The organism is Paenibacillus sp. XY044 (assembly GCF_002257645.1).
GTDB lineage: Bacteria > Bacillota > Bacilli > Paenibacillales > Paenibacillaceae > Paenibacillus_AQ.
On record NZ_NQMO01000002.1, the window covers coordinates 301,843 to 324,657 of the forward strand.

Consider the following 22,815-nt stretch of genomic DNA (forward strand, 5'->3'; position numbering starts at 1 on the left):
GTTGTGATGCTTAAGATTATGAACCAATTTCAAATATATGGTGAGAATAACCAGTACGTGATGATTCAATTAGAGAAGATACATGGATTTCCGCAAACCACTTCTCATTCCGGTGGCTATGATACGGAGAGTTCAATTAAAATTAAGAGTGGAAGTTACTATGCCTCAGGATCCGTTTGGATCTCAACTGGAGAAATATATGTATTTAAGAATCAGCTAAAAGAAATATATGAGAGTTGCATTGGGACTGCAAAATTAACCAATGACGAAGCCGATCTAGAAGTGACTGTTACGATTGAAAATCGAGGAAGAGCCATAATTGAAGGCAGATATAAAGAATATCCGTCCATTGATAATGAATTAATATTCTTTTTTGAAGCGGATCAAAGCTATATTGGTAAAACTCTTGAGGAAATAAATGAAATGACTACGATATATGGAGGAATGAATGGAATTATAGGCTAGTAAGTAACCTGCAGAAGCTGGAAACATCTTTTATATAAATAAACGGGAGGGAGAATACTATGAAGCAATTAAACAGAACATTGGAAAGTGAGAGGCTTTACCTTCGGCCGCTTGTATTCACGCGGCGGGGCTATATGGGATTGCTAGAACTTCCGGGTTATTGAGCAAATCTTCCAGTTAGCAAGCGAGTAAACAGGCGAAAACATAACTTTATAGTGGGAAATGTGAAATATGAAAAAAATATTATTGGTTTGTATTATGATAATGTTGATGCTAGCATCGGCTTGTGGAAATGTTGAAATGACATCAAATCCAAACACTTCTAGTGAGCCTAAACCTGAAACGGATGAGTCTATTATTCCAAAAAACACATCCGAATATTGTACTGTAGAACGTATCAATTTGGATAATGAGACTGAAAAATATTTCTATGGAACTTGGAAAGTTGAGAAGCTTTTAGGATTTGCAAACTCATATAATGATGCTTCTGAATATCCAACAGGGCAAAAATTTATTGGAGATGAAATTATAATCAAAAAAGACCTTTTTTCATCAAAAGGACTTAAAAAGTATAAAAAATATCAATATGAACTAAAAAATCCATTATATCAGATTACAGCGGCATGCTATAACTCTGACTCTTTTTATAGATATTATAAAATAGATATCCCAGACTTAGATATAAATGATGTAGTAAAAGCAATAGAGATAAGTGACCCTTCTACAAAACTCAGCATACCTGTGGGTTTAAGTTTTTTTGTTGTTAATAACGATAGGCTTATCTTGTTATCAGAGGCAACTATTTTTGAGCTTAAAAAAATTACTTTTACTGATTAAATGAATTGAGGTTATGTAATAAGTTCTGTGCTAATAGAATAGAAAATTCCGTAAAGAGCCGTATCTACTATGGAATGGCTCCAGGGGAGTGCTTATGAAAACCTATATCTATATGGTGAGGCATGGCGAATCGCCTAAACTGGAAGGAAACGAAAGAACACGTGGGCTGACGGACAAGGGAAAGTCGGACACCATTCGGATTACTGAAGTATTGATGAATGAGGGAATCGATACGTTTGTTTCAAGCCCTTATAGCAGGGCGATTTTAACGATTGAAGATTTAGCGCGCGCTCAAGGCAAAGAGATCATCGTTTATGAAGATCTGAAAGAACTGGTCTTTTTAGACGAAGGGCAAATTGTACCTGACCAGGAGTTGATGCCAACGGTAAGGAGGATGTTTTCGAATCCGGGCTTTTCGCTGCCGGGAGGAGAATCTCTTGAGAATTGCCAAAGGCGGGTATTCGCGACTTTTAAAGACATATTGAACCGCTACAAGGGGCACAAAGTTGTAATCGGTACCCATGGATTGGTCATGACGTTAATGATGGGGTATTTTGATCAACAATACAACTTGGAATTTTTATTAGGAACTTCAAAACCTGATATTTACAAGATGGAGTTTGACGAAGGCGTGTTTAAAGGATCGAAACGATTGTGGATAGAACCATTTTGATGAAGCTTGAAGAAGAGCCTATAGTTAAAAAGGGGTGCCACAAGGTCATGATGCAATGGCTATTGAGACACTCCTTTTTGCTATGTAACGACATACGCTGTTTGAGGCTTTTATCGAATTTTAATCATTTCCGTATCAACCTTTTATTTTTTGAAAGGGAGCTTTTAATTTTCAGTGATTAAGATGGAAGACAAGGTTATCACCGAAGATTACTGCCGGCCGGGAAACTTTACTGGCGCTTTCGTCCAAAATGAGGGAGGAGTTCTTATCGTGTATCGCTACTACTTTATAGCCATGTGCGTGATTATCGCGGACCATGCAGCCAAATGGCTTGTGTCGGCTTACATGAAAATCGGACAGGAAATCCCCTTAATACCTGGGATTCTTGATCTTGCCTCCATCCGAAACAGAGGAGCTGCTTTTGGTATTTTGCAGGGACAGATCCTGTTTTTTATTATCGCGACGACCGTTGTCCTTATCGGAATTATGCTCTATTTACCCAAAGCGCACCGTGAGAATACGATTTTGCCTTATGGTCTAGCCCTGATATTAGGCGGAGCAATGGGCAATTTTATCGATCGAGTTTTTAAAGGGGAAGTTGTGGACATGATACAAGTTCATTTTTTCAACTTTCCCGTTTTTAATGTAGCCGATTCCTTCTTATGCATTGGGGTTATTATTGGGATGATCCATCCTTTGATAGGGTCACGTAATAAGGATAAAGAATTGCAGGAACTGGTTCATAAAAAGTAAATGCCGCCAGCTGAGATATCAGATTGGCGTTAAAATCAGAGAGACGTATGTTGTGAACAAGGCTGTTAGGTGGACTGAAATATCCATTAAGATAACTCAATGAATTGGAGGTTAACATGGATAAAAATGTTACATATAGGAAGCTACAAGTAGGTAATGAATCACTGTTTTTTGATTTAGTATTGCTGTTCAATAAGGAGTTTGAGACACCTAATACGGACTTCGTCAATAATGATAATATTGCAGAGCTTTTATCAAATCCTTTATTTATTTGTATCGTTGGAATAAAAGGTAACGAGGTTATTGGTGGATTAACAGGATACGAACTACCCATGTATGATCGATTGGGTTCCAGTTTGTACTTATATGACATAGCGGTAAGAAGGAATGATCAACGTAAGGGAATAGGAAGCCGTCTGGTCAGGGAATTAGTTGAGAATTGTAAAACAAAGCAAATCAATGAAATTTTTGTTCAAGCAGATGCTTTGGATCAACACGCGGTTGAATTCTATAGAAAACTTGGTGGAGAGATATCCAGTGTTTATCATTTTACATTTACTGATAAATCATAAACGAGCCTAAAAGACCTCGCGAATTATAATTTGAGTGGAATAACCACATTAAGGGGAGAATTTCGATTCCCCCTTTTTTTACAACTGTAGTATATACCCCTACCGATCGGGTTCCCGCATTCACTTCTTAAGACACGAATTCATCAATTAATGTTTTGAATACAAAGTGCATTCCTGTCTCAACTCCGAAATTCCTAGCCAACCTATACAAGATATTTTATTGGAATAAGAGATGAGATTTGATGGTATAATCAGGAAAATATGCATGTTAGCACTTGTTGGAGATGGTAACATGGATGCTAAAATAATTGTGATTTGCAGCAGTATTGAAGTATATCAACATGCACTTACTAGAGGCAGGGAATATCATTTATCCCTATAAATTAGAGTTCAAGATATATTGCCTGAGGATAGATTACAAATGAGGTGATATTCATAATGGGATCCAGAATCATGCACTTAATTATTGGCCATAGAATTGCCGAAAGATTTAATATCGAAGATCGAACTTCGTTTCTACTTGGAAGCGTTGCTCCCGATGCTGTTCAAACAAAGGATGAATCCCATTTTTTTAAGGGTGAACATCAGAATTACACGCGGTACATTGACTATCATGGGTTTCTCGATAAGTATAAATCATACTCGGATAACTTATATGTGCTTGGATATTTTACACATCTAATAGCCGACGATCAGTGGTTGAAGGGCTTTTATATGCCTTGGCTGAGGAATCGAATGGAGGCGGACGCAGGCGTATATCCGCTGTATCACAATGATTTCAGATTACTGAATGGGAAATTGTTAGAACACTATGGCTATATCGAAGAAATGAGGCAAGCAATCGGTGGTTCACCTGAGGCCATTGATCTACAAGAGGTTAAATCCAAAGAAGCCATTGAATTTGTTCCACATGTTTTAGGGGACATGAATTATAAAAAACAAGTAATCGATGAACCCTTAAATGTCTTTAGCTTTATTCAGATCGAAGGATATATTGAAACATCGGTGAATATAGCAGTAATGAATTTACAGCGTATGATTTGAGGAGAAAATGCAAAATCAACTACTTAAGAAGAAAGGAAGAATATGAAAGAGTATATTAAAAACAATCTTCCGCTAGCTTATTCAGATGCTGTAAAGGTAGACAATACGATTTATGTAGCGGGACAGGGGCCAAATAGCCTGGAAGATAATCCGGATGAGCAAATTAGACAAACATTAGGTAATATTGAGAAATTACTTCAAAAATTCGAAGCCGGTCTTAAAGATGTAATCAAAGTTACCGTGATCCTTAATTATGATGAGATTACTCCGCAAATGCTAGAACCCATCTATAAAGAATACTTTAAAGAGCCTTACCCCGCACGGACAGTTTTTAAAAGTGATATCGGATTTAATATCCAAATGGATGTTATAGCAGTAAAGATGGATAAAATGGAATAGCTGTTTCGACCGCATCGCGCCCGATTCCTTCGGGGTCGTAAGTCTGTGGAATGCCATACACCGGGAACGTTGGATGATTCTCGGAGCAATTAAACAGTTCATTTAAGGAGCACCAGGATGATTTATGTAGTAAGACATGGACAAACTGATTTGAATAAAGAAGGAAGACTCCAAGGTAGAAGGGGCTTACCATTAAATGCTTATGGAATCCAACAGGCAGAGGCCCTTAGAGACGAACTAAAAGAAGTTCACTTTGATTATGTATTTTCTTCACCCCAAGTTCGAGCAATTCAAACTGCAGAAATCATTAGTGGATTGAAATCTTTGGTAGAGCGACGTATTGACGTGTTTGATTTAGGGGATGCGGACCTCTTACGAAGGGAAGTTTTATGGGTCTCCCTAATGATGGTAATTTACTAAAATACTCCTCAGATAATGGGAGATATAAGGTATACCCGTTTGAGTAAGTTTTTTGAGAACTTATTGCAGGGGCAACCCCATATTTATTCAAGGAGGCTACAGCATGCTGAAATTATTCGAGTATAACTGGCAGGTTCGCAAAGATTGGTTAGACTGGTGTGATACGGTGAGCGAAGAAGAGTTGCTTAAAAAACGCACCGGGGGCATAGGCTACTTCCTTCCCACGCTGTATCATATTGTCGGAGTCGAGTACGGCTGGATATGCGGTGGAATACAAGAAAAGGCGGTTGAAATCCCTCCGTTCGAGAAAGTGGCTAGTGTGCAGCAGATTAAAGATTTTTCTGCACGTTGCCATGAGGAACTTGCCCCATTTGTCTATGATTGGAATGACAGCCTGGAAGACCGCATTATGATAGATATCACAGATGATGGGGAACGAGAAGCCCATACATACGGCGAAGTTATGCGGCACTTGATCGCCCACGAGATCCACCACATTGGTCAATTGTCTATATGGGCACGAGAAATCGGTAAGAAGCCCGTTACTGCAAACCTCATTGGCAGAGGCTTATTCGATATTTAACGTTTGAACCAATGAGACGTAAATTCTTTAAACCAGAAGGAAACTTATCTGAAACTGGTGCAAGCTCAATTGATGAACGGAGGTATTCGAAGATGAATCAGGCTGCATTTTCCGGACCATCGATGGTTTTACTTGTTAGAAATATTGAAAAATCAATCGATTTTTATAAGAAGCTGGGTTTCAATTATGAACTAGTTGGTGGTCCAACTGTCCAACATGTACACATGACACGAGATAAAGTAACCTTTATTCTTCATCAAGCAGCTGATCCAGCAGATATAAGACCATCTTCTGCAGTTAAAAACGGACTCTATTTTGACGCTTTTTGTTATACAAATGTTCGACAATTGCTAGAAGAGATCAAGGATAAAGGAATCCCCATTGTACAGGGTCCGGATTTGAATGATTTTTTTAGTGAATTTACGATTCAAGACATTGATGGATATAGAATTGCGTTCGGGGGATAGGATGCTTTAAGGAAATGAGTCATGGAAAATAACTCAGACAACACTCGAGCCGGCCAAAGATAGGAGCTATCTAAGGCTGGCTCTTGCCGCGAATGCAGGAACTTTAGGCGAAATGTCCTCATCATGAAGGGAGAAGAAAAGATGACCCCATTCCCCATATTAGAAACGGAAAGATTAGTCCTAAGACAGATTGCACCGGAAGATTCAAGAGACCTATTCCATTATTTCTCTCTAGATGAAGTAACAAAATTTTATGACTTGGAGAGCTTTACGAATATTAAACAAGCCGAGGAATTAATTGATAGGTGGCAGCAGAGGTTTGAAAAAAATCTAGGTGTTCGCTGGGGGATTACTCTAAAGTCGGAAAACCGTCTGATTGGAACATGTGGATATCACGGTTGGATGAAACATCATTATAAAGCTGAGATTGGATATGAACTGACACCAGAGTACTGGGGCAAAGGTTTTATGACGGAGGCCATTCAGAAGGCGATTGAATACGGATTTCATCATTTGGAATTAAACCGGATCGAAGCATTCGTTGTACCGGAAAATGTGAATTCAAGAAAGGTGCTCGGTAAAGCCGGATTTAGAGAAGAAGGGATTTTAAAGGAACATTTTTTTTGGAGAAATCGGTTTGTGGATACTGCGATATTTGCATTGCTTAAGAGAGATTATAATGTACGATAAGTAGCAGGTAGGTTTACGAAAAAGAAGTCAGTTTGCCAAACACTGTGTCTAACACCGAATCGTATTGGTCTACCAGGGTATTCGATCGTTGGACAATCTCGCACCGATTGAGTGCATTGCGCTGGAAAGGGGGGACACGGAAACGGTATGTGGTAGAGATACAAATAATAACAGAAAAAAACCAAGAAAGAATAACTTACTTTATGTGAGAACGCTTGTACGCATGTGCCGATAAAGGTAAAATATAACTACAATTGAATCTTGGGTGGGCATGGTTTCCCTTCGAAAGGAGGTGAAGCCATGGAAGTGAAAGATGCATTAACGATCATGTTCCTCTTTGGAACGTTCATTCTTGCTCTTTTAACATACATCAACAATAACAACAAGAGAAAGTAAAAAACCCACCCAAAGGTTGAGGCCGAAGGTGGGTTTTGTTCTTATTCGACTTAGAAGGGAATAAACCATCCAAGCCAGTTGTACTGACCAAGTGTTGCTGCACTTGGTCTTTATTACTTATATAATAACATAATGAAAAAATGTATCAAAGCGTGAATTAATTTTAGGAAAGGAAAGTTTGTTTGAAGGGTAAACGAAAATGGCAACTTCATCACATAATATCGTTTCAATATGCGTGCTTAAGCCTTGGTTTACGAAACCTCTTTATACGTTATCTGAAAGGCGGTTATTCATGTTTAAATACAACATTTGCTTCCTTAAACAAAACGATCAAATCTTACTTCTTAACCGGGAAAAGCCGAGTTGGATGGGAAGGTGGAATGGCGTGGGCGGAAAAATCGAAGAGAACGAATCACCAAGAGAGTCTGCGCTGAGAGAGATCGAGGAAGAGACAGGAATTGCCCTAGACTCCATTGATTTTAAGAGTATTGTTACTTGGATTGTAGATGGTAAGTTAACCGGTGGGATGTATGCTTATTTTGCTGAGTTGCCGTCCGATTTCATCTACGAGACTCCCATAAAAACACCGGAAGGAATCCTGGACTGGAAGAGTATGGAGTGGATTATGCACCCGGAAAATAACGGGATCGCGGACATCATTCCGAAAAGCATACATCGATTTATAGGCGACGTAAACTGTTATGAGCACCGTTGTTTTTATGAAAATGACAAATGGACACACGATATTTTGATTGAAATGAACAAGGATATGGAACAAATGACAGATAAAGAAATGATAAATGCTTGGTACTTTCGTGAGCAGTTTAGAAAAGGCAATAGATCAGATAACAATGTATTCACGCTGCAGCCCGACAGAGGTTGAGGATTTATATCATTGCAATTAACACTTACATATTTATCATTGGCGACCACATTAGCAAAGACACCCCAAAAAAAGTCCTTCGATTGTTATCCGGAGGGCTTTTACCATTTCTTTGGCCATTGCACAGAATCATCTAGAAAATAATTCGAACGATATCATTCGTTTTTACCAATAAATAATGTAGGCATAAGGGGAGGTGGCAAATGAATCATCCAACTGAATATGCAAAGCTCGTTGCACTTACACTTACGGGAAGTCGTGATGCATTTGGAGAGTTATATGAAGCAACCATTAAGGACGTTTACAAAACCGTTTATTTTCTAGTTAAAGAACAGTCTGATGCCGAGGATGTTATTCAGGAGATTTATATTCAAGTATATCGGTCTCTTGAAAAGTTTGATGCAAACAGGCCGTTTCGGCCTTGGTTAATGGGAATCGTGATGCGGCAAATTCAAGCACATCGAAGAAAGCGTTGGACACATGTACGAATCATCAAAAGAGTGGAACAGATTGATCAAGCGGTGGTCTACGATTTCTCCAATGAAGTGGTTAACAAGGTATCGAACCGTTCGCTGCTTGCATGCGTAGATCGGCTTCCTTTTAAGCTAAAGATCGTAATTACCCTGCATTATTTAAACGATTACACGCAAGAAGAGATTGCAGCCATACTAGAGATACCTCTTGGTACCGTAAAATCAAGGATCCATGCTGCTCTGCAAAAAATTCGTAAAAAACAGAATATGAGCATTCTGGCAACGGGAAGGGTGGAGAAGCTAAATGAGTCTTGATGAAAGATTGAAAACTGCCTTTACGGAGGAAACCAAAGATTGGAACGTACCCGCTGATCTTAAGGGGAAAATACTGAACCGGGTCGTAACTCATCAACCTGGACGGCGAATGAAGAAATGGATTGCTGCAGGTATTTTGACCGCTGCCTTGTTAATCCCGACTGGCGCATATGCCGGGTACAGTTACCTAGCGGATTCCATCTATGGTTCACAGGAGAATATCGCCAAGTATGGGGTGGGTCAAGAACAGTACGCAGAGCTTGAGGCAAAACTGCAGAGCGCCAAACAAAACCTCAGTGAAGAGGAATTTACAAAATGGCTGCCTTTACTTAAAGAGTTGGGAACGATGAATATGAAGATTGCCGATGCCAATGGGGACATTCATCCTGATCGATTGAGCGCAGATGAACAAAAACAATATAATAGCTTATTATCTGAGCTTGAGCCTATCTTTAGTAAATTAAACGAAATTCAATCATCCCCGAAAAGGGAAGTTAAAATGGCAGATAACGCTGCTTTCTGGGGAGGAATCGTAGACCAAGCCAGGCTGGCATTCAGCAAAGAAGAATTCGATGAGTTTCAGAAATTAATCGATGAATTGAAGGCGTATGACGCCAAAACCCTTGATCCGGATGGGAGCGTCCATCTAGAGCGAATTTCAGTGGAAGATGAATCGAATATAGATCGGGTGACAGAGCAGCTGCAACCGTATTTTAAAAAGTTGGGCATTACAGTTAAGCCATGATCTTAATTTTCTCTGATTTACATGAGTTTCTTTTTGAAAAGCATTCTATAATCGTAGTAAGTCTATTAACATCGGGACAGCATCATTACCGCGGGCCGACAAACGGCCCCTTGGTGTGCCCGGTCCAAATCAATTTTTAAGGATGATTCCATGAAGAAAAATCTCATACTCATTGAAGGCATTCCTGGTTCAGGGAAATCCACATTTGCCCGGTTTTTAGCCAATCAATTTGAACGGAATGGACTCTCGTGTGGGTTATATCTTGAAACTACATACGATCACCCGATTATCGAGTTTACCGGTTACGAAGATAACGCCTTGTTCCTTGCAGAACATTATGATCGATGGTCAAAGTTCCTGGATCATGATCCTAATGAAGAAGTTGTAGTGATGGAATCCGCATTTTTGCAGAGTCCGATGGTTCATTTGCTCCATAAAGAGGCGGAACGAGAACTTATTAAATCATTGGTACATAAAGTGAGCGACCGGCTGAGTAAGGAAAATTGTGGTTTGATCTACTTTTACCAGAAGGATGCACTAGCCGCTATTAACAAGATGGTCGAGGCTCGCGGCGGTAAAGGATATCTGCTGCGAAAACATGATGAATATAAAGATGAGCCTTATTTTAGAAACCGGCAAGAGCAAGGGCCCGAGTCGCACCTATCGTTCTTTTTGGAATATGCCGAAATTGCCAATAAGATCGTTCGTGAATTAAACATCCCCGCTGAGATCATAGAGAACTCGTCGGCAGATTACGGGGTGTATCAACAACAAGCGCTTGAAAAATTCAATTTGAAATACTTTCCGGATCCCGTCCTTGAAACTTCATTACTGAAGACATATTCGGGTTTATATCATAATCAGGATATGGATCTTAAAATTTCAGTAGAATTCATCAAGGATGAACTGTGGATCTTTGGAAATAAAAAAATGAGGCCAAAAGGGACTGACCAATTTTATCTGGATGATATCAGCGTAACTGTAAGATTTATTACAGATCATAAGAATGTAACTAGTTTATTGATAACCGAAAAGGATTTGTATGCGAACCGGAACAATGAGGGAACATTATTTGAAAGAATCACATAAAAGTGGAGTTATGGAGTTTGCTCACAAGGAGCATCTAAGAAAAAAGGATGAAGCGGACAACTGCGAATAACGCATCGTCGTCTGTCCTTTAGGGCCACTATATGAGAAATCAAGCAAATTGAATATACTTATAGGACAGCATGATCCATTTGTTTTATGTATTGGCATACGTCTTCCTCTATATGGTAAATTCACAGTCAAATGAACTTTCGGGAGGAAGTATATGAATCATTTCTCAATTTCAGCAGGTGGTATTTTATTTAACAATCACTCCGTTCTGTTGGTGAAGATTGATTATGGGGCTAATCGAGGAATGTGGATGATTCCGGGTGGCTTTGCCGAACAAGGAGAATCCATTGAAGAAGCTGCTGAAAGAGAGTTTAAAGAGGAAACGGGTTTAGTAACCAAATCAGATCGAATTGTATGTCTTCGCTCCGGAACACAAGAACGAAATGGTAAAATACAAACGAGTTTGTATATCGTTTTTGAAATGAAGTTTGTCTCAGGATCCATGATAAAAGATGAAGCAGAAATAGCTGATATGAAATATTGGGATATAGAAGAAGTGCAAAAATCAAATGAGATTATTGAGTTAAGTAAGAATATCATTACGACGGCCTGGGAAACTAAGAATGGTTTATATGCAGGGGATAAAATAAGGACAAACAACAATTATAGGACTTATAACTACTATCTCCCCAATCCATTGTGAGACTAATTCAAGGCAGGGCTGCCCACACCGTATCAGCAAACAACTTTCTGTAAACAAATAAGGATATAATACTAAACTATTGCGAGAAAAGGACATAACCATGGAAAACAAAATGAATCCCAAGGTAGATGCATATATAGGCAGAGCCACGATGTGGCTTGAAGAAATGGAGAAATTGAGAGAGATCCTGCTTGACTGTGGGCTGACCGAGGAATTGAAGTGGGGCAAACCTTGTTACGCGTCTGAGGGGCGAAACATCGTGATCATCCAAGGGTTTAAAGCCTATTTGGCACTTCTGTTTTTCAAAGGGTACATGTTACAAGATCCCCAGGGCATTCTAGTCAAAACCGGGGAGAATACGAAGGTAGGACGCCAGATTCGGTTTAACGATACCAAAGACATCGTTGAGCTGGAACCTATCTTGAAAGCTTATATTGCGGAAGCAATTGAAGTAGAACAATCCGGTGTGAAAGTGGATATCATCCAGGATACAGAACTCGAGATTCCCGAAGAACTTCAACATCAATTAGATGAAAATCCCGCTTTGAAGGCTGCTTTTGAGGCATTGACGCCAGGGCGGCAAAGAGCATATGTGCTTTATTTTTCCGCGCCTAAACAATCCAAAACCCGGGTGTCACGGGTCGAAAAATGCATGCAGCAAATCCTCGATGGCAAGGGATTAAACGAACGGTAATATCCGGTGCACAGGGCATAGCCAAATCCAGTTTTTAAAGACGGATTTAACATCTGGAAAATGCAGCATTCATCTAATCCTCCAAGTCCTTTTATATACTTAGAAAGATTAAACTAAAGCAATGTCAAACTTTAGTTCAATCTATAAATCTAAGTATAGCCAATCACAAGGACTAGGGTGGCGATGAAATGTTAAAGCAACGTGATTTGCACGAATGCCATGCACTGTACAACCTGATGACGGATCCGGCCGTTTTTCCCTATGTCCGTTATCCATGCCAATCCTATGAGGAATACTTATTCATCACCAAGCAGTTGATCGTTGAAGAAGAGCAGGGGACGTGCATTTCCAGAACGATTCTTGACGAGATCGGCCATCCCATCGGCACCATGGATTTGTATCAAATCAATCATCGAACAGGCTTTCTGGCTACATGGATCGGGGCACCTTATTTTGGAAAAGGGTATAACCAACGCGCGAAAGAGGTATTTTTTGCCGAACTGTTTCTTGGGCATGAAATTGAAACGATCTATTTGAAGATCCGCACTCAAAACATCCGATCGAGGAAAGCAGTGGAAAAGCTGCCGTATGTTCAATTAGCAAATGAGCGAAATAAGCAGCTCTATCAATCGATTAATCATCCGCAGCAGCGCTATGATTTATATTGTGTGGAGCGGTTAGAATTTTTGGAAAGCAGCGGAGGCATGCAGCATGGGGTTGCTACATAACCGATCGTGCAAAAATGTCTTCCATGAAATTTCGCTTCCCGGCTTAAAAAGGATTTGAGGCTGGGGCGCATCGTCGACACCTATGATAAAGACCGTTCTGTAAGGATGACTGCAGACGGTTTTTTTATTTTCAGGAGGATTTGGCGCATAGGGACCGTTTTATAGTAAGCTGAGATTAACATAAATTTAACCATGAAACAGTGAGGACACGGACATGACGAAAAAGCTATATTACGAATCTGCATATACCCGGGAGTGGGAGACGCGTATTACGCGCAAAGTGGAGCGGGAAGACGGAACTTATGTGGTCATGGAGGAGACGGCCTTTTATCCGCATGGCGGCGGGCAGCCCTGTGACCTGGGGTGGATCGATACCATTCCGGTGCTGGATGTCGTTTTGGAGGAAGAAGACATTCTGCATAAGGTCGAGCGTTTTCCTGAAAAAGAAGACGTTCGCTGCCGATTGGATTGGGAGAGAAGGTTCGACCATATGCAGCATCACAGCGGCCAGCATTTGCTGTCGGCCATGTGTCTGGAGGTATGCCAGGCGGAGACGCTCAGTTTCCACTTGGGCGAGGATTACGCCACCATTGATATCGCCCGGTCCGATCTGCCTTCGCATGAGCTCATGATGCTGGAGCTGGAAGTCAATGATCAGATCTACCTGAATCGAAAAGTGACGAATTATTTTGTGAGCCGGGAGCAGGCTGCCGCCCTGCCGCTGGTGAAGCAGCCGAAGGTAACCGAAAATATCCGCATCGTTGAGATAGAAGGAATCGAGTATAACGCCTGCGGCGGCACGCATGTTTCCGCGACTGGTGAGATCGGCATGATCAAACTGCTGAGGGTTGAGAAGCAAAAGGGGCATACGCGTGTTTATTTTAAGTGCGGCTATCGGGCGCTCAGAGAATTTAATGCCGGCATGGAGATTCTCGGCAGTTTGTCGGCCAGGTTCAATACCGCCAAGGAAGAAATTGTGGACCGGATTGCAAAATGGGATCAGGAGCAGAAGCAACTCCAGGCTGAACTGAGCGCGGTTAAAGCCGAGAATGACGTTTACCTGGCTGATAAGCTGTTGGCCGACCGTCAGGGCAGCTTGATTAAGCATGCATTTGCGGACAAGCCGCTGAAGGATATGCAGAATCTGGCGGCCAAACTCACCGAGCAAGCTGATGCGATCGTGCTTTTCGTATCGGGTGCGGACCATAAGGTACTTCTCGCCCGGGGAGGGGAAAGCGAAGTCGCCTGCGGCGCACTTTTTAAGCAGCACTTGGCCGACTATCGCGGTAAAGGCGGAGGCAGCGATAAAATGGCGCAGGCCGGTTTTGCCAACGGGGAGGATGCCATGGCGTTTTACCAATTTGCGGGGGAGTTAATAGCGTCTGTGGATGAGGAGTAAGTTGTTCAGGGTATGTGTATGCGAAGTGAATGGTCTTTGAAATATAAAGAGCCTGTATTTCAAGTCATAAATACTTTGGAATTACTCGATTTTAAGTATGATAAAATCAAGGTAGCAAGGCTAATAAGGACGATTTTATAGGAGGTAGAACGAATGAAATGGCAAGAAGTAAGGGAACTATTCCCTGACCAATTTGTTCTGGTTTCCATACTTAATTTTCATGAGGAAGGCAACTTAAAAATAGTAGACGATGTTGCTCCGATTCGCACTATATCTGAAGAAGATGCTAATAAGGAGTTTTTTCAAGCGAAGCCTGGGAATGTCGTGTATCATACCTCCAATCAAGACTTTGTGATTCATCTACGCCGGGACCCATTAATGAGAGTAAGACGTAATAGTAATGAAAATTAACTTTGACGGACAGTTAATCTCGACTTCAATTGCCGTTACATTCAGAGGAAGAGTATTAATAATAGATGATGTAATTATTGATACCGGATCTTCCCACACTATAATTAGTCCTGATATTTTAGAGGAAATTGGTGTGACCTACGAAACAGGGGATGTAATATATGAAGCATACGGGATCGGCGGAAGCGTCCCTTTCTATACAAAAATTATGGACATGATTGAAATAGGTACAAGCCGTATTGAAAACATAGAAATCGATATAGGCATACTGCCTAAAGATCATAAAGGTTTACTCGGATTGGATATCCTAAAACAACACAATTTTATTATTGACTTAAAAGGATTAGAATTACGTTTTGAACATTGAAAATAAAAGGAATCAAAGGCGTCTAAGACCCGACTTAAGATAATAATGATCTAAGGTCGGGTCGCATTATAGATGGCGGGGAAAGTTAGAATAACGAAAGGAGGATAACCCTTGACGAATCGAATCGCGATCATCGGCTCAGCTGGCTCCGGTAAATCTACCTTATCTCAAAAGTTAGGTAAGATTCTTGCATTACCGGTAGTTCATCTGGACCGCTTTTATTGGAAACCCCATTGGACTCCAACCTCAAACGACGAATGGGATGAATTTGTGATAGATGCTGTGAACGGTGATCAATGGATTATCGATGGCAATTATTCCAGAACTCTTGGGATTCGATTGAATGAAGCAGATGCGGTCATATTTTTAGATATGCCCAGACTCCTATGCATTTATAGAATTATAAAAAGAAGAATCAAATATCATGGAAAAACACGACCCGATCTGAACGAGGAATGTCCCGAAAAACTGGATTGGGCTTTTTTTATTTGGGTCTGGAATTATAAGAAAAGAAGCAGATCAAAGGTTATGGAAGCGCTCGAACAAGTAAAGGGTCGAAAGCAGGTTGTCATATTAAAGTCAAGGAAAGAGGTACAGGAGTTTTTGGACCGAATTAAAAGTGATGGGAAATTTTAGTTTATATGGAGTATTGGCAAATTTCTTTTTAAAAACCGAGGAGAAGTTATTAAATGATTACAATAAGAGAAGTGACCAAAAGCGATCTGAATGACTTATGCCGTCTGTATGAGGAACTCATGGATCAGCCTACCAATTACGAAAAACTGGTCGAAGTATATGAAGTCATGCAAGCAATCGGTAACTACCATGTCCTAGGGGCATTTAAGGATGGAGAACTGGCAGGGTCCGTTATGGGGATTGTTTGCCAGGATCTTGTCGGAGAGTGCAGACCCTTTATGGTTATTGAGAACGTTGTGGTTTCAGATCGTTTTCGCAGGCTTGGCATAGGAAAGCAGTTAATGATGAATATCGAGGCCATTGCGCGGGAGAAAGACTGTTATTATGTTATTTTTGTTTCGGGTGGACAGAGAAAGGAAGCCCATGCTTTTTATGAGAAATTAGGATTTAAAGATGAACAGGTCGAGGGGTATAGGAAGCACTTGTCTTGAAAAATAGATGAAAATAAAATCTATAAGGATGTGTCACCATGCCGCAACTTATCGGCAACCGGATTGTTTTGCGAGAGTACAGAAAAGAAGATTTAGTTTTTATGAGAAAGTGGTGTAATGATCCAGAGATCGTAGATAACCTATCAGACATTTTCTTATTTCCACATACCTTAAATGGGACAGAGCAGTACTTAAATTCAATACTTGAGGGCAAAACGGAACAAAAAGGATTTGTCATAGCAGACAAAGATACTGAAGAATACATTGGGCAAATTGATTTGTTTCGATTAGATTGGAAAAATAGATCGGCGGAGCTTGGCATTGTCATCGGAATAAAAGAGCATCTTGGCAAGGGATATGGAACGGAGGCCATAAAGGTACTACAGGAGTTTGTTTTTAACAGATTGAATTTGAATCGATTGCAATTAGAAGTACATGATTTCAATGAACGGGCTTATCAATGTTATTTAAAATGTGGATTTAAGGAAGAAGGAAGGTTACGGGAAAAGGTTTTTATCAACGGACGTTATTCGGATACGATTTATATGAGTATTTTGAAAAGTGAATACGAGGAGCTAAATAACCACTTGATATAACAATTGGAGGGATCAATCCTTAGATGTCCCTATACGATATTGGTGATCAATTATATTTTGAAGGTAGATATCAACAAGCAGCTGACGTTTTTAAAGAGTGCATCGATAAACAGCTTGAATTGGACTCAAGTTTAAATTATCTGGGGTGCTGTGAGTTACAAATGGAAAACTTAGAGCAAGCATTGTATTGGTTTGATGAAGCTATAGGGAGAGCCCCACATTGGGAAAGACCTTACATGAATAAGAGCAGGATTTATATAAAGCAGGGAAACTTAAGTGAAGCAAAAAGGTGTTTAGATGATGCCCTAAAATTAAACCCTGACAATGAAGATGCTTATTATTATCTTGGAATTTACTTTGAAAAGTGCGGAGACCTAATCAAAGCAGAAGAGGCATATAACAAATCCTTGGATATCGAAGCCAATCAACCGGAAACGTTACTAAATCAAGGAATTGTTGCATCCCGTTTAGATAAGTATGTAGAGGCGATCGGATGTTTTCAAAAGGTCATTGTGCTTGATCCGAATGAAAGTAACGCGTATTGGAATTTGGCTCAGGTCTATGAAGCGATAAAAGACTATAACCAGGCATTATTGTATTTAGATAAATATATGATTTTAAATAAGGATGATGATGAAGCCAAGGAACTAAGAACAACATTGGAGATGGAAATATTGTTATCCAAGGACTCCAATAACAAAAGAAACGGGCTATAAAGGAGATAACATCTTGAGCCAAACAAAATTAATACTTGTGGAAGGTATACCCGGATCAGGTAAGACCTCTACTGCTCGATATATTAAGGGGCTGCTGGATGCTCACGGTAAAGACAATCAATTGTATCTGGAAGGGGATTTAAATCATCCGGCTGATTATGAATCCGTGGCTTGTTTGGATGGCAGCGAATATGAATTGCTGTTAAATAAGTACCCTGAATTAATCGACACCATAGCTTTGTTTACTCAAAACGTCAGAAAATATCAACTAATTTACTACGGTAAATTACAACAACATATATCGATGGAAAAAAATAAGAGTCTCATAGACGAGCTGGCTGGATTTGATGTATACAATGGATCGTTGGATCGATATCAAGAGCTCATCATTGAGAGATGGACGGAATTCGTTACATACGCTCAACAAACGGAAAGAATAGTTATTTTAGAGTGCTGCTTTTTGCAGAATCCGCTGACCATGATGCTTGGGCGGTTCAATCAGTCACAACAAATGATTACTGAATTTATGAAGAGGTTAGAAACGATTATTCAGCCTTTAAATCCTAAAATCATTTACTTTTACCAAGATGATATCAGATCGACCATCAACAGAGTCATTCAGGAACGCTCGGATGATTGGCTGTGCCATATTACCTGGTACTTCACAGAGCAGGGATACGGCAAAGCAAATGGATATCACGGCGTGGATGGTCTTTGTGAGGTGCTGAAAGAACGAAAGAAATATGAATTAGCCATCATGGATCAATTGAAAATCGCTAAATTGACGATGAATAATACGGAATTTGATGGGGAATCCCTTTTACAGGAGGTAAGGGGTTTCTTGGATGTAGGCTAATGAAGGAGTGAATATTATGAAGCTGTTTCATTTTAGCGAAGAGCCCGATATCCAAATCTTCGAACCGCGGACCATATACGATCAAACCGATGCGAAAGTCTGGACGATCGATGAGTATCATGCGCCGCATTATTATTTTCCACGAGAATGTCCGAGAGTCTGCCTCTGGCCCAAGGATGACACCCGTGATATGGATGTTGAACGTTTTTTTGGAATGTCGAAAGCAAATCGGATCATAGCTATTGAAACAGGGTGGTATGAACGGGTAAAACAGGGGACTATTTATCGTTACGCTTTTGATTCGGCCGATTTCGAATTGGAAGAAGAGAATGCGGGATACTACGTATCAAGACATCCGGTTATCCCAATGGAAGTAGAAAGAATTGACGATTTGATAGCAGCTATATTAAATGAGGGAATAGAGCTAAGGATCACTCCATCGTTACAGCCCCTGAGAGAACAAATATTGAAGTCCACCGTCAACTTTTCCATGATCCGTATGAAGAATGCAAAGCTGGAATAACTACGAGGAGAGGCAGACCATGAAGATTACAAGAGTTGAAAAGAGCGACAAAGATATTCTCAAACAATTAATAGCTCTATTCCTGCATGATTTATCAGAGTTTAATCGTGATTTAGAAATGAACTCAAGTAATGGTTTATTTGAATTTGACGTTTTAGACTGGTTTTTTGAAAAGGATGGATTGACCCCTTATTTCATTTATAAAAAGGATAAAATTATTGGGTTTATTTTACTTCAAAGTGGTCCATTCTCGAATCAAAAATTTGCTGATTATGTATTAAATTCATTTTTCATTCTGAAGAAGTATCGTAGACAGGGCTTGGGGAAAGAAGCGTGCAAGGCGTTCTTTACACAACTCCCTGGAAGGTATGCTGTAAGCCAAATTAAAACGAATACGCCGGCCATTCAGTTTTGGAGGAACATTTACGAATCTTTTTATATAGAATTCTATGAGAAGGAAGAACTGGAGGAAGGACATGAAGTTATATATCAATATTTTAAAGTCTAGATAAGGACATTTGATTACGACACATTAATCACTGGTAGGCACCTCAGGTTCCTCAGGTTTCGTGAATACAAAACGTTATATGAAATGGGGAAAAATGAATAAAAAAACTCCAATCTTAATCATAGTTTTATTTCTTATCGGTGCCGGCTACCTTTACCAAAGCTTTTTGAAAGATGAATTAAAGCCAAATAGAAGCATCTCAGTAAATGAAATTGTAAGTACGGAAATGTCGAAGGTAGTTTATTCAAGAGATACAACTCCAAATATCAACTTTGTTGATATTAAATTAACAAATGCCCAAATTCGATCTATTGCTGAATGGATAAATTCTGTACCAGATTCCTCAGTAATTAAAATGAATCAAATCCCTCCGAATATAAGCGCGGGTATCGTTTTTCGACTTAAAGCCAATAAAGAAGTCCGCATCCAATACGATCTTGAAAAAATCTTTATTACGAGAACTGACGTGAAAAATGCGCAAATGTATTCAATCGAGCAGGAAGAACTAAAGAACTTTTTTGACCAGCAGCTTAAAGGTTTTTATTTTGGTAATGATTCAGTAAATTAATATGTACGTTTTTGGGGCTTTCTCCTATTGGTCATCTACATGTATAATCATGGAAAAAGCTCCAGACAACAAACGACCCAGCCTAAGATAAGAGTGATCTATGGCTGGTTTTTTTTCATGATTGAATCCCTACAGCATGAACTCCATTTTTCCAAAGCGGAATCTATGATTTAGGGAGAAAGGAACTTCAGAATGAAATTCATAAACCTATTGCTAACTTTAGTTGTGGTTTCCGTTTTAACATCAAGCTGCACACAACATCATAAATCCTCAATTCTTGGTGTTTGGGAGGCGGATCAAGCAACTCAGCAAGTTGGAAGTGATGAGGAGTTAGGGTATTATAACCATTTGGAAATAACAGAAACCCATATTCGTGCCACATCGTTTAATATGGTGGCCATAGAAGGTGGGGATACTCAGAAGAAATTCAATGAGAGAGAAAGAAATATGAACTATGCATGGAAAGCGGAGAACAAAATCTTAGTGGAGGACGCCTTATTTGACATTGAATTTATGAAAAAAGAAATGATTTTAAAGAACGACCATATTGAAATTCACTTCAATAAGCAGAAATAAGGAAATCTTTATACAGGACAAGAACGAGCGATTTTTCTAATAAATGAGAGGAGAAGCTAGGATGCTCTACGACCTAAAAGGTGAAGCCAATATGGCGCCAATGGTAGGAATCTTATATTCCGCTGTAAAAGAGAACAGCCAACGACTACAGTCCATCACCGCCGGCATGTCGCAAGAAGAGGTGGATTACAAGGGACCCGATAGCATTTTTAATAACACAGCTCAGTTAATCAGGCATATCCTGTACGTTGATCTAAATTGGGTTTACAGAATAAAGGGACTCCCGCTTCCACAGTCACTTCAAGAGCAGTATGGCCCTATGATCGATGAACATGGCGGGCTTCCGATGTTCCAAGGAGTGTCTTTGAGTACACTTATGTCTCAATATGATAGTGTGTTAGACATGCTGAAAGAGGCATGTACGCAGCTAACAGATGCTGATTTAGAAAAAATAGTCACCTTTGGACATGAAAATGAGAAGCAGGCAACGATACGCTGGGGTTTGTGGCATATGGCTGACCATAACCGCTATCATCAAGCGCATATCAATCAGCTTAGAAAATGGCATAAAGAAAAGTGAATTCAAGACAAAGTAACTAGTGAATAGACATGGCCGGGATTTATATGCAGGTGAAGGATAAGTACACTAAGGGAAGTACAGTTTATGAAATAAAGGCGTTCGGGATATTCAGCCACTTTTTTGATTACTAAGGAGTGTGTCCAATGAGTCAAACATTTGCGTTCTCCCGTATTGGCTACGTATATGTTCCGACAACCCGTATTGATGAATCTATTGCGTGGTACACGGAAAACTTGGATTTTAAGTTAATGAATAAGTTCCAGTACCGGGGGTCCTTTATTGCCGTGCTGCATCATCCCCATCAACACTCGATTGCTATGCTGCTCATTGAAACAGGGGACAAGCAGCCGCTTGAAATCATGAGGAACGGCAAACCTTTTCCAATCATGGCGATGAACTGCCCCGACATTGAGTACACCCATCAACTCCTCACAGACAAAGGGCTGGTGGTCGAAGATTTACAGACTCTCGGAGCTGGGGGAGCTAAATATTTTTACTTTAGAGATAACCAGGGGAATTTACTGGAGGCCGCTTGGTCCAAGTGGGATCCGCAGGACGAAATGAAAGAGGATTTTGTATGAAGGTAATCATAGATTGAGAGGGGAGGTCTTAGTTTTATGGAACTGTTGAACGGTTACTTTTATATTCCTGTGACGAACCTGGCACGCTCCGTAGAATGGTATGCCAAATATCTGCATTTTGAAACTGCGTTTGAAGATCCTTTGTACGTGGAAATGAGGTCAACAACGGGAATTCGGATCCTGCTGATCGTAAGTGAAGAAGCGGTAAACTCACAGATGACGTATTCAAGCGGTCCTCAAGCTGCGTATGGTTTCGTCGTTTCTGATATCGATGAAGCCAGGCAGTGGCTGATGGATCATGGGGTTGAAGTCAGACGGATTTCGAATTACCAGGGGAAGTCTTTTGGGTTCTATGATCCGGATGGGAACATCATTGAATTGTGGAGCGACTATCCGAAAGCATAACCCAGGTCTGAAATGATTGCAAAAGGGTGATTGCAAAAATGATGAAGAGGTTAGCGCTAATTCCATATAACATGCTAATGCTGCTCATTTGGATGTATGGGTACAGACTTCTTTATTGGTGTATGGAAGGGTACGTGCCTGCCTATCTAGTCATCGGAAGCTGCTTGTTCCTTGCGCTTGTGTGGATTTGCGGGAATGTTTTTTGGATAAGAAGGGCTCACATTTCTTGGGGAAGTTCTGTCTTGATCATTGGATTGACCCTGCTTTTGATGTGCGTCGACCCTTTATTAAAGCCCATCTATTTTGAGATCAATTCGAAAGCGATGCATCATTCTTTTCAAATACTAGATTACTTTAAGGATTGGAAATAACAGCGGATGGCGGTACATGGCCGGTGACGAAGACGAAGATTACATGGACAATGACGATAACCATACCATCTATCTGGTGACACGATTTGCAATTACGATCCTGACATTATCCCTTTTCTTAATTCGCCGCCTGGGACGGCATTCATACGGAATGAACATGGTGTATTGGTACTGGGATGTAGAGTGGGAGGAACCTAATGAGTAAGGGACGCAGCGAAACACTTCAAGTTCCTGATCGAGATTTTATGTTGAAATAATTCACCGGTCACAAAAATATAAAAATTGAACTAAAG

At 40.2% G+C, this 22,815-nt stretch carries 35 protein-coding genes; all 35 read left to right on the forward strand.

Annotated elements, in window-relative coordinates:
- The first annotated feature begins 6 nt into the window (after positions 1-6).
- The 35 genes from CJP46_RS09600 to CJP46_RS09770 all read left to right on the forward strand — a co-directional run bounded on the left by CJP46_RS09600 (position 7) and on the right by CJP46_RS09770 (position 22,727).
- Entirely contained in the window at positions 7-465 is a 459-nt protein-coding gene (locus CJP46_RS09600; RefSeq protein WP_094595388.1) for a WapI family immunity protein, read from the forward strand.
- Positions 466-696: 231 nt separating this feature from the next.
- Positions 697-1,302 (forward strand): hypothetical protein, encoded by a 606-nt coding sequence (locus CJP46_RS09605; protein ID WP_094595389.1) that lies wholly within the window; start codon positions 697-699, stop codon positions 1,300-1,302.
- Between the two features lie 94 nt (positions 1,303-1,396).
- Positions 1,397-1,975 (forward strand): histidine phosphatase family protein, encoded by a 579-nt coding sequence (locus tag CJP46_RS09610; protein ID WP_094595390.1) that lies wholly within the window; start codon positions 1,397-1,399, stop codon positions 1,973-1,975.
- Between the two features lie 183 nt (positions 1,976-2,158).
- Positions 2,159-2,728, forward strand: coding sequence for a signal peptidase II (gene lspA, locus CJP46_RS09615; protein WP_094596121.1), 570 nt, complete (start codon positions 2,159-2,161; stop codon positions 2,726-2,728).
- Between the two features lie 116 nt (positions 2,729-2,844).
- On the forward strand, positions 2,845-3,300 hold the full coding sequence (locus tag CJP46_RS09620; protein WP_094595391.1) for a GNAT family N-acetyltransferase: 456 nt from the start codon (positions 2,845-2,847) through the stop codon (positions 3,298-3,300).
- A gap of 438 nt (positions 3,301-3,738) precedes the next feature.
- The gene (locus CJP46_RS09625) at positions 3,739-4,344 is read left to right on the forward strand and encodes a zinc dependent phospholipase C family protein (protein ID WP_094595392.1); all 606 of its coding nucleotides are present in this window, start codon (positions 3,739-3,741) and stop codon (positions 4,342-4,344) included.
- Positions 4,345-4,386: 42 nt separating this feature from the next.
- The gene (locus CJP46_RS09630) at positions 4,387-4,743 is read left to right on the forward strand and encodes a RidA family protein (protein ID WP_094595393.1); all 357 of its coding nucleotides are present in this window, start codon (positions 4,387-4,389) and stop codon (positions 4,741-4,743) included.
- A gap of 117 nt (positions 4,744-4,860) precedes the next feature.
- Positions 4,861-5,163 carry a histidine phosphatase family protein gene (locus CJP46_RS09635; RefSeq protein WP_256992284.1) on the forward strand — a complete coding sequence of 101 codons (303 nt, stop codon included), beginning with the start codon at positions 4,861-4,863 and terminating at the stop codon, positions 5,161-5,163.
- A gap of 103 nt (positions 5,164-5,266) precedes the next feature.
- The gene (locus CJP46_RS09640; RefSeq protein WP_094595394.1) at positions 5,267-5,746 is read left to right on the forward strand and encodes a DinB family protein; all 480 of its coding nucleotides are present in this window, start codon (positions 5,267-5,269) and stop codon (positions 5,744-5,746) included.
- A gap of 92 nt (positions 5,747-5,838) precedes the next feature.
- Positions 5,839-6,213: a VOC family protein gene (locus CJP46_RS09645; RefSeq protein WP_094595395.1), complete on the forward strand. Its 375-nt coding sequence runs from the start codon at positions 5,839-5,841 to the stop codon at positions 6,211-6,213.
- Between the two features lie 141 nt (positions 6,214-6,354).
- Positions 6,355-6,903, forward strand: coding sequence for a GNAT family N-acetyltransferase (locus CJP46_RS09650; protein ID WP_094595396.1), 549 nt, complete (start codon positions 6,355-6,357; stop codon positions 6,901-6,903).
- Between the two features lie 300 nt (positions 6,904-7,203).
- Positions 7,204-7,299 carry a competence inhibitor ComI gene (comI, locus tag CJP46_RS37035; RefSeq protein WP_019639195.1) on the forward strand — a complete coding sequence of 32 codons (96 nt, stop codon included), beginning with the start codon at positions 7,204-7,206 and terminating at the stop codon, positions 7,297-7,299.
- Positions 7,300-7,591: 292 nt separating this feature from the next.
- The gene (locus CJP46_RS09655; protein WP_094595397.1) at positions 7,592-8,182 is read left to right on the forward strand and encodes an NUDIX hydrolase; all 591 of its coding nucleotides are present in this window, start codon (positions 7,592-7,594) and stop codon (positions 8,180-8,182) included.
- A gap of 203 nt (positions 8,183-8,385) precedes the next feature.
- Entirely contained in the window at positions 8,386-8,970 is a 585-nt protein-coding gene (locus CJP46_RS09660) for a sigma-70 family RNA polymerase sigma factor (RefSeq protein WP_094595398.1), read from the forward strand.
- Positions 8,960-9,715 (forward strand): DUF3600 domain-containing protein, encoded by a 756-nt coding sequence (locus tag CJP46_RS09665; protein ID WP_094595399.1) that lies wholly within the window; start codon positions 8,960-8,962, stop codon positions 9,713-9,715. Before CJP46_RS09660 ends, CJP46_RS09665 begins: the two co-directional genes overlap by 11 nt.
- A gap of 150 nt (positions 9,716-9,865) precedes the next feature.
- On the forward strand, positions 9,866-10,804 hold the full coding sequence (locus tag CJP46_RS09670) for a P-loop NTPase family protein (RefSeq protein WP_094595400.1): 939 nt from the start codon (positions 9,866-9,868) through the stop codon (positions 10,802-10,804).
- A 223-nt stretch (positions 10,805-11,027) separates the two neighbouring features.
- Positions 11,028-11,516, forward strand: coding sequence for an NUDIX domain-containing protein (locus CJP46_RS09675; protein ID WP_094595401.1), 489 nt, complete (start codon positions 11,028-11,030; stop codon positions 11,514-11,516).
- 100 nt (positions 11,517-11,616) lie between these two features.
- The gene (locus CJP46_RS09680; protein WP_094595402.1) at positions 11,617-12,210 is read left to right on the forward strand and encodes a YdeI/OmpD-associated family protein; all 594 of its coding nucleotides are present in this window, start codon (positions 11,617-11,619) and stop codon (positions 12,208-12,210) included.
- 188 nt (positions 12,211-12,398) lie between these two features.
- Positions 12,399-12,938 (forward strand): GNAT family N-acetyltransferase, encoded by a 540-nt coding sequence (locus CJP46_RS09685; protein ID WP_094595403.1) that lies wholly within the window; start codon positions 12,399-12,401, stop codon positions 12,936-12,938.
- A 214-nt stretch (positions 12,939-13,152) separates the two neighbouring features.
- Positions 13,153-14,337 (forward strand): alanyl-tRNA editing protein, encoded by a 1,185-nt coding sequence (locus tag CJP46_RS09690; RefSeq protein ID WP_094595404.1) that lies wholly within the window; start codon positions 13,153-13,155, stop codon positions 14,335-14,337.
- A gap of 153 nt (positions 14,338-14,490) precedes the next feature.
- Entirely contained in the window at positions 14,491-14,748 is a 258-nt protein-coding gene (locus CJP46_RS09695) for a hypothetical protein (RefSeq protein WP_094595405.1), read from the forward strand.
- A complete protein-coding gene (locus tag CJP46_RS09700; RefSeq protein ID WP_094595406.1) occupies positions 14,738-15,115 on the forward strand; it encodes a retropepsin-like aspartic protease in 378 nt (125 codons plus the stop codon). Before CJP46_RS09695 ends, CJP46_RS09700 begins: the two co-directional genes overlap by 11 nt.
- Before the next feature lie 111 nt (positions 15,116-15,226).
- A complete protein-coding gene (locus CJP46_RS09705; RefSeq protein ID WP_094595407.1) occupies positions 15,227-15,751 on the forward strand; it encodes a DNA topology modulation protein in 525 nt (174 codons plus the stop codon).
- 53 nt (positions 15,752-15,804) lie between these two features.
- Complete coding sequence (locus CJP46_RS09710; protein ID WP_094595408.1) at positions 15,805-16,242, forward strand: GNAT family N-acetyltransferase; 438 nt, start codon at positions 15,805-15,807, stop codon at positions 16,240-16,242.
- 38 nt (positions 16,243-16,280) lie between these two features.
- Complete coding sequence (locus CJP46_RS09715) at positions 16,281-16,838, forward strand: GNAT family N-acetyltransferase (RefSeq protein WP_094595409.1); 558 nt, start codon at positions 16,281-16,283, stop codon at positions 16,836-16,838.
- A 23-nt stretch (positions 16,839-16,861) separates the two neighbouring features.
- A complete protein-coding gene (locus CJP46_RS09720; RefSeq protein WP_094595410.1) occupies positions 16,862-17,554 on the forward strand; it encodes a tetratricopeptide repeat protein in 693 nt (230 codons plus the stop codon).
- Positions 17,555-17,567: 13 nt separating this feature from the next.
- A complete protein-coding gene (locus tag CJP46_RS09725; protein WP_094595411.1) occupies positions 17,568-18,410 on the forward strand; it encodes a P-loop NTPase family protein in 843 nt (280 codons plus the stop codon).
- 16 nt (positions 18,411-18,426) lie between these two features.
- Positions 18,427-18,933, forward strand: a complete 507-nt coding sequence (locus tag CJP46_RS09730) for a DUF6886 family protein (RefSeq protein ID WP_094595412.1) — start codon at positions 18,427-18,429, stop codon at positions 18,931-18,933.
- 19 nt (positions 18,934-18,952) lie between these two features.
- Positions 18,953-19,441 carry a GNAT family N-acetyltransferase gene (locus CJP46_RS09735; RefSeq protein WP_179281108.1) on the forward strand — a complete coding sequence of 163 codons (489 nt, stop codon included), beginning with the start codon at positions 18,953-18,955 and terminating at the stop codon, positions 19,439-19,441.
- 61 nt (positions 19,442-19,502) lie between these two features.
- Positions 19,503-20,009 (forward strand): hypothetical protein, encoded by a 507-nt coding sequence (locus tag CJP46_RS09740; protein ID WP_256992285.1) that lies wholly within the window; start codon positions 19,503-19,505, stop codon positions 20,007-20,009.
- 192 nt (positions 20,010-20,201) lie between these two features.
- Positions 20,202-20,585 (forward strand): hypothetical protein, encoded by a 384-nt coding sequence (locus CJP46_RS09745; RefSeq protein ID WP_094595415.1) that lies wholly within the window; start codon positions 20,202-20,204, stop codon positions 20,583-20,585.
- A gap of 61 nt (positions 20,586-20,646) precedes the next feature.
- Positions 20,647-21,165, forward strand: a complete 519-nt coding sequence (locus tag CJP46_RS09750; RefSeq protein ID WP_094595416.1) for a DinB family protein — start codon at positions 20,647-20,649, stop codon at positions 21,163-21,165.
- Positions 21,166-21,308: 143 nt separating this feature from the next.
- Positions 21,309-21,746: a VOC family protein gene (locus CJP46_RS09755; RefSeq protein ID WP_094595417.1), complete on the forward strand. Its 438-nt coding sequence runs from the start codon at positions 21,309-21,311 to the stop codon at positions 21,744-21,746.
- Between the two features lie 36 nt (positions 21,747-21,782).
- Positions 21,783-22,151, forward strand: a complete 369-nt coding sequence (locus CJP46_RS09760; RefSeq protein ID WP_094595418.1) for a VOC family protein — start codon at positions 21,783-21,785, stop codon at positions 22,149-22,151.
- Positions 22,152-22,511: 360 nt separating this feature from the next.
- The gene (locus tag CJP46_RS09770; RefSeq protein WP_483874439.1) at positions 22,512-22,727 is read left to right on the forward strand and encodes an immunity protein Imm33 domain-containing protein; all 216 of its coding nucleotides are present in this window, start codon (positions 22,512-22,514) and stop codon (positions 22,725-22,727) included.
- Positions 22,728-22,815: the final 88 nt, after the last annotated feature.

Coding starts and splice junctions, on each gene's coding strand:
- CJP46_RS09605 (WP_094595389.1), top strand. CDS start 697: ATGAAAAAAATATTATTGGTTTGTATTATGATAATGTTGATGCTAGCA.
- CJP46_RS09600 (WP_094595388.1), top strand. CDS start 7: ATGCTTAAGATTATGAACCAATTTCAAATATATGGTGAGAATAACCAG.
- CJP46_RS09755 (WP_094595417.1), top strand. CDS start 21,309: ATGAGTCAAACATTTGCGTTCTCCCGTATTGGCTACGTATATGTTCCG.
- CJP46_RS09685 (WP_094595403.1), top strand. CDS start 12,399: ATGTTAAAGCAACGTGATTTGCACGAATGCCATGCACTGTACAACCTG.
- CJP46_RS09735 (WP_179281108.1), top strand. CDS start 18,953: ATGAAGATTACAAGAGTTGAAAAGAGCGACAAAGATATTCTCAAACAA.
- CJP46_RS09630 (WP_094595393.1), top strand. CDS start 4,387: ATGAAAGAGTATATTAAAAACAATCTTCCGCTAGCTTATTCAGATGCT.
- CJP46_RS09665 (WP_094595399.1), top strand. CDS start 8,960: ATGAGTCTTGATGAAAGATTGAAAACTGCCTTTACGGAGGAAACCAAA.
- lspA (WP_094596121.1), top strand. CDS start 2,159: ATGGAAGACAAGGTTATCACCGAAGATTACTGCCGGCCGGGAAACTTT.
- CJP46_RS09675 (WP_094595401.1), top strand. CDS start 11,028: ATGAATCATTTCTCAATTTCAGCAGGTGGTATTTTATTTAACAATCAC.
- CJP46_RS09620 (WP_094595391.1), top strand. CDS start 2,845: ATGGATAAAAATGTTACATATAGGAAGCTACAAGTAGGTAATGAATCA.
- CJP46_RS09720 (WP_094595410.1), top strand. CDS start 16,862: ATGTCCCTATACGATATTGGTGATCAATTATATTTTGAAGGTAGATAT.
- CJP46_RS09695 (WP_094595405.1), top strand. CDS start 14,491: ATGAAATGGCAAGAAGTAAGGGAACTATTCCCTGACCAATTTGTTCTG.
- CJP46_RS09645 (WP_094595395.1), top strand. CDS start 5,839: ATGAATCAGGCTGCATTTTCCGGACCATCGATGGTTTTACTTGTTAGA.
- CJP46_RS09670 (WP_094595400.1), top strand. CDS start 9,866: ATGAAGAAAAATCTCATACTCATTGAAGGCATTCCTGGTTCAGGGAAA.
- CJP46_RS09655 (WP_094595397.1), top strand. CDS start 7,592: ATGTTTAAATACAACATTTGCTTCCTTAAACAAAACGATCAAATCTTA.
- CJP46_RS09760 (WP_094595418.1), top strand. CDS start 21,783: ATGGAACTGTTGAACGGTTACTTTTATATTCCTGTGACGAACCTGGCA.
- CJP46_RS09640 (WP_094595394.1), top strand. CDS start 5,267: ATGCTGAAATTATTCGAGTATAACTGGCAGGTTCGCAAAGATTGGTTA.
- CJP46_RS09625 (WP_094595392.1), top strand. CDS start 3,739: ATGGGATCCAGAATCATGCACTTAATTATTGGCCATAGAATTGCCGAA.
- CJP46_RS09710 (WP_094595408.1), top strand. CDS start 15,805: ATGATTACAATAAGAGAAGTGACCAAAAGCGATCTGAATGACTTATGC.
- CJP46_RS09610 (WP_094595390.1), top strand. CDS start 1,397: ATGAAAACCTATATCTATATGGTGAGGCATGGCGAATCGCCTAAACTG.
- CJP46_RS09700 (WP_094595406.1), top strand. CDS start 14,738: ATGAAAATTAACTTTGACGGACAGTTAATCTCGACTTCAATTGCCGTT.
- CJP46_RS09730 (WP_094595412.1), top strand. CDS start 18,427: ATGAAGCTGTTTCATTTTAGCGAAGAGCCCGATATCCAAATCTTCGAA.
- comI (WP_019639195.1), top strand. CDS start 7,204: ATGGAAGTGAAAGATGCATTAACGATCATGTTCCTCTTTGGAACGTTC.
- CJP46_RS09715 (WP_094595409.1), top strand. CDS start 16,281: ATGCCGCAACTTATCGGCAACCGGATTGTTTTGCGAGAGTACAGAAAA.
- CJP46_RS09660 (WP_094595398.1), top strand. CDS start 8,386: ATGAATCATCCAACTGAATATGCAAAGCTCGTTGCACTTACACTTACG.
- CJP46_RS09635 (WP_256992284.1), top strand. CDS start 4,861: ATGATTTATGTAGTAAGACATGGACAAACTGATTTGAATAAAGAAGGA.
- CJP46_RS09680 (WP_094595402.1), top strand. CDS start 11,617: ATGGAAAACAAAATGAATCCCAAGGTAGATGCATATATAGGCAGAGCC.
- CJP46_RS09750 (WP_094595416.1), top strand. CDS start 20,647: ATGCTCTACGACCTAAAAGGTGAAGCCAATATGGCGCCAATGGTAGGA.
- CJP46_RS09650 (WP_094595396.1), top strand. CDS start 6,355: ATGACCCCATTCCCCATATTAGAAACGGAAAGATTAGTCCTAAGACAG.
- CJP46_RS09745 (WP_094595415.1), top strand. CDS start 20,202: ATGAAATTCATAAACCTATTGCTAACTTTAGTTGTGGTTTCCGTTTTA.
- CJP46_RS09690 (WP_094595404.1), top strand. CDS start 13,153: ATGACGAAAAAGCTATATTACGAATCTGCATATACCCGGGAGTGGGAG.